The 12335-nt window shown below is 50.9% G+C and carries 11 protein-coding genes; 7 read left to right on the forward strand and 4 right to left on the reverse strand.

The window, feature by feature from the left end:
- Positions 1 to 254 precede the first annotated feature (254 nt).
- Genes ybgE through cydA form a run of 4 tightly spaced genes read right to left on the reverse strand, consistent with a single transcriptional unit; the run spans position 255 to position 3399 of the window.
- Complete coding sequence (ybgE, locus tag HV041_RS13490; protein ID WP_161958617.1) at positions 255 to 545, reverse strand: cyd operon protein YbgE; 291 nt, start codon at positions 543 to 545, stop codon at positions 255 to 257.
- Positions 546 to 547: 2 nt separating this feature from the next.
- Positions 548 to 661: a cytochrome bd-I oxidase subunit CydX gene (cydX, locus tag HV041_RS13495; RefSeq protein WP_003022970.1), complete on the reverse strand. Its 114-nt coding sequence runs from the start codon at positions 659 to 661 to the stop codon at positions 548 to 550.
- A 14-nt stretch (positions 662 to 675) separates the two neighbouring features.
- The gene (cydB, locus tag HV041_RS13500) at positions 676 to 1815 is read right to left on the reverse strand and encodes a cytochrome d ubiquinol oxidase subunit II (protein ID WP_005125441.1); all 1140 of its coding nucleotides are present in this window, start codon (positions 1813 to 1815) and stop codon (positions 676 to 678) included.
- A 15-nt stretch (positions 1816 to 1830) separates the two neighbouring features.
- Positions 1831 to 3399 (reverse strand): cytochrome ubiquinol oxidase subunit I, encoded by a 1569-nt coding sequence (gene cydA / locus HV041_RS13505; protein ID WP_121584374.1) that lies wholly within the window; start codon positions 3397 to 3399, stop codon positions 1831 to 1833.
- 1219 nt (positions 3400 to 4618) lie between these two features.
- Between cydA and glmS the strand changes: the two genes are divergently transcribed.
- From glmS to HV041_RS13540, 7 genes are all read left to right on the forward strand, one after another.
- Positions 4619 to 5068, forward strand: a complete 450-nt coding sequence (gene glmS / locus HV041_RS13510) for a methylaspartate mutase subunit S (protein ID WP_003022963.1) — start codon at positions 4619 to 4621, stop codon at positions 5066 to 5068.
- The gene (glmL, locus tag HV041_RS13515; RefSeq protein WP_061067545.1) at positions 5068 to 6462 is read left to right on the forward strand and encodes a methylaspartate mutase accessory protein GlmL; all 1395 of its coding nucleotides are present in this window, start codon (positions 5068 to 5070) and stop codon (positions 6460 to 6462) included. The genes glmS and glmL overlap by 1 nt, the downstream gene beginning before the upstream one ends.
- Positions 6463 to 6474: 12 nt before the next feature.
- On the forward strand, positions 6475 to 7920 hold the full coding sequence (locus HV041_RS13520; protein ID WP_048212243.1) for a methylaspartate mutase subunit E: 1446 nt from the start codon (positions 6475 to 6477) through the stop codon (positions 7918 to 7920).
- Positions 7920 to 9161 (forward strand): methylaspartate ammonia-lyase, encoded by a 1242-nt coding sequence (locus HV041_RS13525; protein WP_005122534.1) that lies wholly within the window; start codon positions 7920 to 7922, stop codon positions 9159 to 9161. Before HV041_RS13520 ends, HV041_RS13525 begins: the two co-directional genes overlap by 1 nt.
- Positions 9162 to 9164: 3 nt before the next feature.
- Positions 9165 to 10535 (forward strand): acyclic terpene utilization AtuA family protein, encoded by a 1371-nt coding sequence (locus HV041_RS13530; protein WP_003022951.1) that lies wholly within the window; start codon positions 9165 to 9167, stop codon positions 10533 to 10535.
- Positions 10532 to 10849: a DUF4387 domain-containing protein gene (locus tag HV041_RS13535; RefSeq protein ID WP_048212245.1), complete on the forward strand. Its 318-nt coding sequence runs from the start codon at positions 10532 to 10534 to the stop codon at positions 10847 to 10849. Before HV041_RS13530 ends, HV041_RS13535 begins: the two co-directional genes overlap by 4 nt.
- A gap of 168 nt (positions 10850 to 11017) precedes the next feature.
- Positions 11018 to 12322, forward strand: a complete 1305-nt coding sequence (locus HV041_RS13540; protein ID WP_048212246.1) for a dicarboxylate/amino acid:cation symporter — start codon at positions 11018 to 11020, stop codon at positions 12320 to 12322.
- The last annotated feature ends 13 nt before the right edge of the window (positions 12323 to 12335 follow it).

Consider the following 12335-nt stretch of genomic DNA (forward strand, 5'->3'; position numbering starts at 1 on the left):
GCTTCGCCCACTCACACCGGTCGCTTAACGTTGTAAGCGCCTGGTGACTCGCGTTCTTGCCGCCGCGATGCATCAAGAATGTCGTTGTATATCGCGCTGTCTTCACTTTACATCCCGGTAATGCAATTAGGTTAGTGCTTTCAAACTTCGCTACTATACGCGCGGGAATGGTGCTTTGGAATGGGGGAAAGTAAACGGAGAGTAAAAAATTATGGGCTTATGCAAGCCCATAAATATTTAAGGATGTTTCTTATTCAAAAGAAGAAGAAAATCAGACCAACAACGAGGACGATATCTGCGATCAGCGGGCAGAAGATGCCCTGCCAGTGTACGGCGCGAGGACGAAAGCCAACGCCGTGAATGATGCCTGCGCAGACCGCCCACATCAGCAGAAAACCATGCCAGATTTCAAGCTCACTGGTTTTGGCCGCGAAACGTGACGGATCCCAGAATATGCAGCCGGCCAATACGATTGCCAGCACAAATGAAAGCGCCCGCAAGGGGCGCTTGTCCATCGCGTTGTATACCATCGCGATAATGTTGATCATCAACTGTCTTCTTGTCCGGCCTTGCCTGATTCAACGTGCTCAAGCGCCAGCGCTGTGATTATCCCAAATGCACAGGCAAGAAGCGTTCCCAAAATCCATGCGAAATACCACATTTTAAGCTCCTTACTTAGTACAGAGAGTGGGTGTTGCTTTCAATATCTTCTTTGGTGATGCGACCAAACATCTTCCAGTAACACCAGCCGGTGTACAGCAGAATGATCGGTACGAACACACAAGCTACATACGTCATCAGATTCAGCGTCAGCTGACTGGACGTTGCATCCCACATGGTCAGACTCGCATTCATCATGGTGCTGGATGGCATCACAAACGGGAACATCGCGATACCGGCAGTCAGGATGATGCAGGCTAACGTCAGTGAGGAGAAGATGAACGCCCAGGCCCCTTTCTCCATACGGGAAGTCAGAATAGTCAGCAGCGGCAGAACCACGCCCAACGCCGGAACCAGCCACAGAATAGGTGCATTGTTAAAGTTCACCATCCATGCGCCCGCTTCACGCGCCACTTCTTTGGTCATCGGGTTAGAGGCGGCGTGGTGATCCAGTGCGGAAGTCACAACATAACCATCAATACCGTAAATAACCCAAACGCCGGCCAGTGCGAAGCAAACCAGAGTCACCAGCGCCGCAACCTGTGAGGTGGTACGTGCACGCAGATGTAGTTCGCCTACGGTACGCATCTGCAGATAGGTTGCGCCCTGAGTGATGATCATCCCTACGCTCACAACCCCTGCCAGCAGACCAAACGGATTCAGCAACTGGAAGAAGTTACCGGTGTAGTACAAGCGCATGTACTCATCCATGTGGAACGGAACACCTTGCAGCAGGTTGCCAAACGCAACACCGATAACCAGCGGCGGCACGAAGCTACCGATGAAGATGCCCCAGTCCCACATGTTGCGCCAGCGCATGTCTTCAATCTTGGAGCGGTAGTCAAAACCGACCGGACGGAAGAACAAGGACGCCAGAACCAGGATCATCGCCACATAGAAACCGGAGAACGCAGCGGCATACACCATCGGCCAGGCAGCGAACAGTGCGCCACCCGCGGTGATGAGCCAAACCTGGTTACCGTCCCAGTGCGGGGCGATGGAGTTAATCATAATTCGACGCTCGGTATCATTACGACCGAGGAAACGGGTGAGCATGCCCACCCCCATGTCGAAGCCATCAGTGACCGCGAAACCAATCAGCAGAATGCCAACCAGCAGCCACCAGATAAAACGCAATACTTCATAATCGATCATTTGACGACTCCTGTCTTAGCGTGCCGGCTGAGAAGTCACAGTGGACTGCTCGTAGTGATAACGACCGGTTTTCAGGCTACTCGGCCCAAGGCGTGCGAACTTGAACATCAGATACAGTTCAGCCACCAGGAACAGGGTATACAGGCCGCAAATCAACAGCATCGAGAAGATGAGGTCGCCAGCAGTCAGCGAAGAGTTCGCTACGGCTGTTGGTAACACTTCACCAATCGCCCACGGTTGACGACCGTACTCTGCGACAAACCAACCGGATTCAATAGCAATCCACGGCAGAGGAATCGCATACAGCGCGGTGCGCAGCAGCCATTTTTTCTCACCGATACGGTTACGAAGCACAGTCCAGAAGGACACCGCGATAATTGCCAGCATCAGAATGCCGCATGCCACCATGATACGGAAAGCGAAGTACAGCGGCGCAACGCGAGGGATAGAATCTTTCGTTGCCTGCTGAATTTGCGCTTCGGTCGCGTCGGTGACGTTATCCGTATAGCGTTTCAGCAGCAGACCATAGCCCAGATCTTTCTTCATGCTGTTGAACTGGTCGCGAACAGCCTGATCGGTAGAACCTGCACGCAGTTCTTCCAGCAGTTGATACGCTTTCATCCCGTTACGGATACGCTCTTCGTGCTGCACCATCAGATCTTTCAGACCAATGACCGGTGTATCAACGGAGCGGGTAGCGATGATGCCCAGGGCATAAGGAATTTGAATCGCAAAATGGTTTTCCTGCGCATCCTGGTCCGGAATACCGAACAGCGTAAAGGATGCCGGTGCAGGTTGGGTTTCCCACTCGGCTTCAATAGCAGCAAGTTTGGTTTTCTGCACGTCGCCCATTTCGTAACCAGATTCATCACCCAGAACGATAACAGACAGAATGGCAGCCATACCAAAGCTGGCAGCGATAGCAAAAGAACGTTTAGCAAACGCGAAGTCACGGCCGCGCAGCATATAGTAGGAGCTGATACCCAGAACGAACATCGCGCCACAAACATAACCAGAAGCCACAGTGTGAACAAATTTCACCTGAGCAACCGGGTTGAGCACCAGTTCAGAGAAGCTCAGCATCTCCATACGCATGGTTTCAAAGTTGAAATCCGCAGCGATTGGGTTTTGCATCCAGCCGTTCGCAACCAGAATCCACAGTGCGGACAGGTTTGAACCTAAGGCCACCAGCCAGGTGACGCACATATGCTGGACTTTACCCAAACGGTCCCAGCCGAAGAAGAACAGACCTACAAAGGTGGATTCGAGGAAGAAGGCCATCAAACCTTCAATCGCCAGCGGCGCACCGAAAATATCCCCTACATAGTGGGAATAGTAAGACCAGTTAGTCCCGAACTGGAACTCCATGGTCAGACCGGTTGCCACACCCAGAGCGAAGTTGATACCAAACAACTTGCCCCAGAACTTGGTCATATCTTTATAAATCTGTTTGCCGGAAAGGACGTAGACCGTTTCCATGATGGCCAACAAGAACGCCATACCGAGCGTCAGTGGCACAAACAGGAAGTGGTACATCGCGGTCAAGGCAAACTGTAAGCGCGACAGTTCGACTATATCTAACATCATGACTCCTTGCTCATCGCATGAAGACTCCGAGAGTGAACCCCGTTAGAAAGGGTCACACGCATGCCCCAATACAAATTTATTTGCTTCCTTCCCCCGCTGCTCTTTCTTCTCATTTGAAGAAAGGACAATGATGAAAGGTTACAAACATGTTAATAAAACACTCAAATTGATCCCGCAATTATATTACGCCGTAAAATCCTTACAATAAACAGGTTTTTATCGAGGTAAATTTGCATTTTTCGATAGTGATCAATTTATAGCTAATTTATCACTTTCAGACCAATTTGATCTGCAGCAATTTAACCTCATTTGGTGATGTTTACCAAGTTTTAAACATTGATTTAAATCAATTTTCAATTTAAATGTTAATAGTGTTTATCGCTAGCGTGACTAGTGAACGCCATGTTAACGATATGTTTTTCAATGAGTAATTGCCGTTACTACAAATGATAGGATATTTATTTAAATCTACACGATCTTTTAACCAGTCTGGGGGACAAAATTATGGACAGATAAAGAGTCACTATTGCTGGGTAGCTCACAGTTTTTTGTTTAGCAAGTCCTGTAATCATTATTTAATACAAATCATTCATTTTAATTTTACTTATAATTAACACCACAATGTAACTATCTCAACTGGAAGCGAAGCGGCAAGCATTGACCGACGCCCTGAGGTTTGGCGATCTCCCTGCAGAGACCCGCCGTTTCGCTTAAATCATCACTGTAAGTTATCACTCCCACCACAACATCGCTTCTATGCCAAAGAATATATATATTCCGAACAATTCATTATCATTTTTATCTTAAATTTAACAAAAAAAATTTACGACATATAAGATTAATAAATAAAAAACCGTTATGCCGTTCACAAGTTATTTAGCGAATACCATTTTCGAAATTATTAAAAACACCCCTGACAAAGCCTGCGCCACAAAATAAGATTTCGATCACAAACATGGCAAGTGGTTTATTAGGTAATTCGCTAATAAATAAAATAACCAATGGAAATTAATTTATAACACATTGATTTAAATGAATTTTTATGAAGGCAAAATATAACAATCATTTTGCGCAGGATATTTTGAAAATAGATCAATTGCTTCCTTTTCCGCTTCCACAGAAACTCCAACCCTATTAAAAGGTTGTCAAAACCCATGCTCTAAATATTAGAAAACAATTTTCACTTATTGACCATCAGCCCTACAGAGGATTACCCATGAAGAAATCTACACTTGTTATTGGCGTCATCGGTGCTGACTGCCATGCAGTAGGCAATAAAGTTCTGGATCGCGTTTTTACTGCTCATGATTTTCACGTAATCAACCTCGGGGTGATGGTGAGCCAGGATGAATATATTGATGCCGCGATTGAAACAGGCGCTGATGCCATCGTGGTGTCTTCCATCTACGGCCACGGCGACATTGACTGCCTCGGCTTGCGTGAGCGCTGTATTGAACGTGGCCTCGGCGACATCCTGTTGTACGTCGGCGGCAACCTGGTCGTCGGAAAACATGACTTCGCCGATGTGGAAGTGAAATTTAAAGAGATGGGGTTTAACCGCGTCTTCGCACCGAGCCACGACCTGGAAGATGTCTGTGCGCTTATCACTAATGATATTCACCAACACAATGGCCTCGAGCAGCGTTGCCTGGAAGAGGCCATCTGATGCAAACAGTTTCTGTCGATATCGGCTCGACATGGACCAAGGCAGCCCTCTTCGCCCATGAAGGTGAGGAATTAACCCTGGTAAACCATGTCCTGACCCCAACCACCACACATCATCTGGCAGACGGTTTTTTTGCCAGCCTGAATCAGGTGCTGAACGTTGCCGATGCTCGCCCGTTACTGAAAAGTGGTGAAGTGCAGTTGAAATACTCCTCCTCGGCCAAAGGTGGACTCGCCGTGGCAGCAATGGGGCTGGTGCCTTCCATTACGCTGGAATCGGCAAAAGTTACCGCCCATTCGGCAGGAGCGAAAATCGCGCAATATTATTCGTACAAACTGAACCGTCATGACATCCAGGAACTGGAATCTGCACCGCCAGATATTCTGTTGTTTACCGGCGGTACAGACGGCGGCGAAGAAAGCTACGGCCTGGCGAATGCGCACGCGCTGGCAGGTTCAAAGCTTGATTGCGCCATTATCTACGCCGGAAACCGGGACATTCAGGACGAAATACAAACGATTCTGGGACACAAAGATCTGACCACGGTAGACAACATTCTGCCGGATCTCGATCACCCGAATCCGTTTGCCGCGCGCCAGGCGATTTGCGATGTGTTCTTGTCACGCATTGTCAAAGGTAAAGGTCTGGACGTCATTGTTGGCGAAACAGGCGAAGAGCCAATGCCGACGCCATGGACGGTCTATGAGTTAGTCAAAGCCATTAGCGATTACGACAACGCATGGAAGGAGTTCATGCTGATTGATATGGGTGGCGCCACCACGGATGTCTATTCAGCCAGCGCGAATACCCTCTCCCCCGATACGGTCCTGCATGGTGTCCCTGAACCGTTCGTCAAACGTACCGTTGAAGGTGATTTGGGCATGCGCGTTTCCGCCGTCGTGGTGGGAGAAAGCACGCAGGATATGGTGAAAGTTGTTTTCGCCCAACAACCACAACGTGAGGAAGCGTTTTATCGCTACCTGCGCCATCTGGTTGGGCAGCCGGACTACCTGCCGGTCAACGAGGAAGAGAAATATTTCGACACTTTGTTAGCCGGTTTGTGCGTGGGCTATGCCACTGAGCGCCACGCGGGCACTAAGAAGCAGGTTTGCACCTGCGTCGGTAACGTGGATTTACAGATGGGTCGCGATCTCACCACCGTACGCAAAGTCGTCGGTTCAGGGGGATGGCTCTCTCGCGCCAGCCAGTTCGATATCCATAACTGGCTTAAATACCGGGAGCTGGACGACCAGGGTAAAAGAATTCTGTTACCGAATCAGTTTGAGTATTACCGCGATTCAAATGGCCTGCTCCCGCTACTGGCAAACGTCGCCAGGCTGTACCCGCAAGCCGCTGCTCGCACCAGCATTCAGTGTTTAACCCTACAAAACTAAAGGCAGCTACGAATGGAACTTCGAAATAAAAAATTGACCCACGACGAATTCATGACCGAAAGGCACCAGGTGTTGCAAACCTGGGAAACCGGCAAAGACGTTGAGAAATTCGAAGATGGCGTGAAGTACCAGCAATCAATTCCAGATTCAAAACGCTTCTCCCTCGCGCTGTTGAAGGCCGATCAAGAAGGTAAAACGCTGAGCCAGCCGCGTGCAGGCGTCGCACTCATGGATGAACATATTGAGCTGCTTAAAACATTGCAGGAAGAATGTGACCTCCTGCCAAGTACCATCGATGCCTATACCCGTCTGAACCGCTATGAAGAAGCAGCTGTCGGGATCCAAAAATCTATCGAGGCGGGCACCTCCAAACTGAATGGTTTACCCGTCGTCAATCATGGGGTTGCTGCCTGCCGCCGTATGACTGAGTCGCTGGAAAAACCAATCCAGGTCCGCCACGGAACGCCGGATGCGCGCCTGCTGGCTGAAATCGCCATGGCCAGTGGCTTTACCAGCTACGAAGGTGGCGGTATCTCCTACAACATCCCTTACGCCAAACGCGTCACCCTGGAAAAATCCATTCGCGACTGGCAGTACTGCGACCGTCTGATGGGTCTGTACGAAGAGAACGGCATTCGCATCAACCGTGAGCCGTTTGGCCCGCTGACCGGTACCCTGATCCCGCCGTTTATGTCCCACTCGGTGGCGATTATTGAAGGTCTGCTGGCGCTGGAACAAGGCGTGAAATCCATTACCGTCGGCTACGGCCAGGTCGGTAGCCTGACGCAGGATATTGCCGCCATTCAGGCGCTGCGTGAACTGTCCCACGAATACTTCCATAACCACGGCTTCGACGATTACGAACTGAGTACCGTTTTCCACCAGTGGATGGGCGGATTCCCGGAAGATGAAGCGAAAGCCTTCTCCGTTATCGCCTGGGGTGCGGCGGTTGCCGGTATGTCCGGTGCCACGAAAGTCATTACCAAAAGCCCGCACGAAGCGTTCGGTATCCCAACGGCTGCAGCCAACGCCCAGGGTCTGAAAGCGTCACGCCAGATGCTCAACATGGTCAGCGACCAGAAATTCCCGCAATGCGCTGCCGTCGAGCAGGAAGTCGAACTGATTAAGAGTGAAGTCCGCGCAGTACTGAAAAAAGTCTTCGAACTGGGTAATGGCGACATTGCGCGCGGTACAGTGCTGGCCTTTGAAGCTGGCGTACTGGATGTGCCGTTCGCACCTGCCGCCTGCAATGCGGGCAAAATTCTGCCGGTGCGCGATAACACAGGCGCCATCCGTATTCTCGAAGCCGGTGCGGTTCCACTGCCGAAAGATATTCTCGCCCTGCACCACGACTATGTCGCAGAGCGCGCACATTTTGAAGGCCGCAAGCCTTCTTTCCAGATGGTCATTGATGACATCAACGCCGTATCCCACAGTAAATTAATAGGAAGACCATAATGAAAATCAAAAAGGCCCTTTTCACCGCTGGCTACTCCTCATTTTATTTTGACGATCAGCAGGCCATCAAAAATGGCGCCGGTCATGACGGGTTTATCTATACCGGCGATCCGGTAACACCTGGATTTACCTCTGTTCGTCAGGCGGGTGAATGCGTTTCCGTGCAACTGATTCTGGAAAATGGCGCGGTAGCGGTGGGCGATTGCGCAGCGGTGCAATATTCAGGTGCAGGTGGCCGTGATCCGCTATTCCTGGCAGAAAATTTCATTCCGTTCCTCAACGATCACATCAAACCGCTGCTGGAAGGCCGTGACGTTGATGCGTTCCTGCCGAACGCCCGTTTCTTTGATCAACTGCGAATTGACGGCCATCTGCTGCATACCGCCGTCCGCTATGGTCTGTCTCAGGCGCTGCTCGACGCGGCAGCGCTGGCTACCGGTCGTCTGAAAACTGAAGTGGTTTGCGATGAATGGCAACTGCCGTGCGTGCCGGAAGCCATTCCATTATTTGGTCAGAGCGGCGACGACCGTTATATCGCCGTTGACAAAATGATCCTCAAAGGGGTGGACGTCCTGCCGCATGCGCTGATCAACAACGTGGAAGAGAAACTGGGCTTTAAAGGCGAAAAACTGCGTGAGTATGTACGTTGGTTGTCCGACCGCATTTTAAGCCTGCGCACCAGCGAACGTTATCACCCAACGCTGCATATTGATGTGTACGGCACGATCGGTCTGATCTTCGATATGGATCCCGTGCGCTGCGCCGAATACATCGCCAGCCTGGAAGCCGAAGCTCAAGGCCTGCCGCTGTACATTGAAGGTCCGGTAGATGCCGGTAACAAGCCGGATCAGATCCGCATGTTGACTGCCATCACCAAAGAGCTGACCCGTCTGGGTTCCGGCGTGAAAATTGTCGCCGACGAATGGTGTAACACCTATCAGGATATCGTGGACTTTACCGATGCGGGCAGCTGCCACATGGTACAGATCAAAACCCCTGATCTTGGCGGTATTCACAACATCGTTGATGCGGTGCTGTATTGCAACAAACACGCCATGGAAGCTTATCAGGGCGGTACTTGTAACGAAACCGAGATCAGTGCCCGCACCTGCGTACACGTGGCGCTTGCCGCGCGTCCGATGCGTATGCTGGTTAAACCGGGTATGGGTTTCGATGAAGGTCTCAACATCGTGTTTAACGAGATGAATCGCACCATCGCGTTGTTGCAAACTAAGGATTAAGAGATGGCACGCACATTTAAGATCTTATCGCCGACGGCTATCCTGGGTTATGGCTTCCCGGAAGAAAGTTTTCGTAAAGCCATGGAAGAGTCACCGGATCTTATTGCTGTTGACGCAGGTTCCTCCGATCCTGGCCCCCACTACCTGGGGGCAGGTAAACCCTTTACCGACAGAGCCGGGGTAAAACGCGATCTGCGCTATATGATCGTGGCGGGCGTTAAGAACAACATCCCGGTCGTGATCGGTACCGCCGGTGGTTCTGGTGCCGCTCCGCATCTGGAGTGGTGTCGCCAGATAATCCATGAGATTGCCCAGGAAGAAAAACTGTCCTTCTCAATGGCGCTGATCCCGTCTGATGTCGACAAAGAAATCGTTCATCAGGCGCTGGATAACGGCAAAATCACCGCGCTCGATTTTGTGCCTGAACTGACTCACGAGGCGATTGAAGAGAGTACCTACATCGTCGCGCAGATGGGTGTCGAACCTTTCCAGCGTGCGCTGAAAGCGGGGGCACAGGTTGTTCTGGGCGGACGCGCTTACGATCCAGCCTGCTTCGCGGCGCTGCCGATTATGCAAGGCTTTGATGAAGGTCTGGCGCTGCACTGCGGTAAGATCCTTGAGTGTGCTGCCATTGCAGCAACCCCCGGCTCCGGCTCCGATTGTGCGATGGGCATTATCGACGACAACGGCTTTACGCTGAAGGCGTTCAATCCCAAGCGTAAGTTCACTGAAACGTCTGCTGCGGCGCACACCCTGTATGAGAAGTCCGATCCGTACTTCCTGCCGGGACCGGGCGGTGTGCTGAACCTGAAAGCGTGCACCTTTACCCAGGTTAACGAGGGCGAAGTGTATGTCAGCGGTTCACGTCATGAAGAAACACCGTATGCGTTGAAACTGGAAGGCGCGCGTCAGGTTGGCTTCCGCTGCCTGACCATCGCCGGAACGCGCGACCCGATTATGATTGCCGGAATTGACACCATTCTCGAAGAGGTACAGGCAAGCGTAGCACGTAACCTCTCCCTGAATGACGACAGCATCCGCATGACGTTCCACCTGTACGGGAAGAACGGCGTGATGGGCAACCATGAGCCGATGAAAACCGCGGGTCATGAACTGGGGATTTTACTGGACGTCGTTGCGCCGACGCAGGATATCGCCAACAGCGTTTGCTCGCTGGTGCGCTCTACCCTGTTGCACTACGGCTATGAAAATCGTATTGCCACGGCGGGCAACCTCGCCTTCCCGTTCTCGCCATCTGATATTCAGAGTGGGCCGGTGTATGAGTTCTCGATCTATCACCTGATTGAAGCCAGCGATGCACTGCGGTTTGATTTCCACATTGAGCAGGTGACGCCAGAAGGAGTTCAGGCATGAAACACTCAATTTGTTCACTGGCGCAGGTCATTCGCTCAAAAAATGCCGGACCGTACGAACTGGTTTTAGATATTTTGTTTAAAACCCGGGAAGACTATCAGCGCGTAAAACGCTCAGAGCAATTAACTCCGCAACTTATTGCTGGGTTATATAATGTCGAACCTGACTTTATTCACAATATTGTGTGGTTCGATCCGGCAAATGCCGTAAAAATTGTCATGCCGCGCGATATTATTTCCGGCAATGTCGGTGACAATGATGTTTATGGCGCGCAGCAACACGCACCATTATTAAGTATTGAATTCGATCTGTAACAAAAAAACACAATAACAGCCATTGGAGCACAGAGTTCAGCTGTATCACAGTGCTTCGAATATTCATGCGGTTGGTCACAACAGGCGTGCGCCTGAGCTGCTGTCCAGGCTCAGGAACACGCCACCCTACATTATTCCAATTACCAGCCTTTATCCGATGGAGTACACATGAAGAAAATAAGTTTAACCAAGATGATCATATTAGGCCTGATACTCGGCATGATTGCCGGGGTGGCCATTAATAATATGGCCGCGGCTGAAACAGCAAAATCATATGCACAGGATATTTCCATTTTCACCACTATATTCCTACGTATGGTGAAGATGATTATTGCGCCATTGGTTATTTCAACTCTGGTTGTCGGTATTGCCAAGATGGGCGATGCCAAAACGCTGGGTCGTATATTTTCTAAAACCTTTTTCCTGTTTATTTGTGCCTCACTGCTGTCGATCGCCTTGGGTCTGGTTATCGTTAATATCTTCCAGCCGGGCGCAGGTATCAATTTTGTTGCTCATGACGCAGGCGCTGTTGCCGCCGTTAAGTCTGAACCCTTCACGCTGAAAGTCTTTATCTCACATGCCGTACCAACCAGTATCGTTGACGCGATGGCGCGTAACGAAATCCTGCAGATCGTGGTGTTCTCCATTTTCCTCGGTTGCAGCCTGGCCGCTATTGGTGAAAAAGCCGAGCCTATCGTTAAGGTTCTGGATTCGCTGGTACACGTGATGCTGAAGCTGACAGGCTACGTCATGCTGTTTGCCCCACTGACTGTTTTTGCCGCTATTTCAGGTTTGATTGCCGAACGTGGTCTGGGTGTGATGGTCAGCGCCGGGATCTTCATGGGTGAATTCTACCTGACGCTGGGTATGCTGTGGGCAATTCTGATTGGCCTGTCAACCATGATAGTCGGGCCTTGCATCGCGCGTTTGACCAAATCAATCTTCGAGCCTGCACTGCTGGCCTTTACGACCTCCAGTTCTGAAGCAGCCTTCCCGGGCACGCTGGATAAACTGGAAAAATTCGGCGTTTCCTCAAAAATTGCCAGCTTCGTTCTGCCGATCGGTTACTCCTTTAACCTCGTAGGCTCCATGGCCTATTGCTCCTTTGCCACCGTCTTTATTGCCCAGGCGTGCAACATTGAGTTGAGCATGGGCGAGCAAATTACCATGCTGTTAATTCTGATGCTGACCTCTAAAGGGATGGCGGGTGTACCGCGTGCCTCGATGGTTGTTATCGCCGCGACCCTGAACCAGTTCAACATTCCGGAAGCCGGTTTGATCCTGCTGATGGGCGTCGATCCGTTCCTCGATATGGGTCGTTCCGCCACCAACGTCATGAGTAATGCCATGGGCGCTGCCATTGTAGGTCGCTGGGAAGGTGAACACTTTGGTTCAGGCTGCCGCGGAACAGCGCCAGTCAAAACACCGGAGCAAGACCGCCCGGTCACCGAAACAGAAGTCGCGTTGTCCTGATACCTCGTTATTG

The organism is Citrobacter sp. RHBSTW-00029 (assembly GCF_014104295.1).
Taxonomy (GTDB): Bacteria; Pseudomonadota; Gammaproteobacteria; order Enterobacterales; family Enterobacteriaceae; genus Citrobacter; species Citrobacter youngae.